The organism is Neisseria sp. P0001.S005, assembly GCF_051963715.1.
Map to the genome: position 1 here is coordinate 1 of NZ_JBQCTZ010000921.1, position 304 is coordinate 304.

The window sequence follows — 304 nt, forward strand, 5'->3', positions numbered from 1 at the left end:
GAAAAAGAGTAGAAACGATAACGCAATCCGACTGTACAAGCAAGACAAAATCTTTCATCTTTTAACGTTTAAGGAGTGAAAATAGATTATCGTTTGATTTTAAAGAAATAAAAAAACAGTTTTATTGAGCTTGATGTGGGGAGATTGTTGACAGTTTGAGTAAGGAGAAGGTTTTTTGCAAAGGATAAATAGCAAAAAACCTCTTGACTGAATCAAGAGGTTTTTTAAATTTGGTGCCCAGGGTCGGACTCGAACCGACACACCTTGCGGCGGGGGATTTTGAGTCCCCTGCGTCTACCAATTT

General features: G+C 38.2%; 1 protein-coding gene. It reads right to left on the reverse strand.

The window, feature by feature from the left end; translation table 11 throughout:
- Positions 1–121 precede the first annotated feature (121 nt).
- Positions 122–304 (reverse strand): hypothetical protein (locus tag ACTHSP_RS23500; RefSeq protein WP_440347179.1); only part of this gene is annotated, 183 nt, incomplete at its 5' end.